Annotated in this window: 1 protein-coding gene; it reads right to left on the bottom strand. The window is 73.5% G+C overall.

What is annotated here, in order from left to right; genetic code table 11:
* Nucleotides 1-245, bottom strand: a 245-nt coding sequence (locus ACSNOG_RS33815; RefSeq protein ID WP_436756490.1) for a hypothetical protein, incomplete at both ends; no start/stop codon positions are given.

Below are 245 nucleotides of genomic sequence, written 5' to 3'. Positions count from 1 at the left end.
CCGCCGCCCGCGCCCTCGCCGACGTCGTCGCCGAAGACGAACTCAACGCGAACTACATCATCCCCAGCGTCTTCAACCCGCGCGCCACGGACTCCGTGGCCGCCGCCGTCAAGCGTGCTGCCCTGGCCGTCCGGCAGGCCGACTAGCAGCGCCTCGCGCCTCGGACGAGCGGCCTCGGAGGTGGAGTCGAGGTGGGCGGTCGCCTCGTCGAGGATGACGACGCGCTGGCGGGCCAGCAGCAGGCG

It is taken from the genome of Streptomyces sp. URMC 124, assembly GCF_051386455.1.
GTDB lineage: Bacteria > Actinomycetota > Actinomycetes > Streptomycetales > Streptomycetaceae > Streptomyces.
This window is presented reverse-complemented; position numbering and strand designations above follow the sequence as displayed.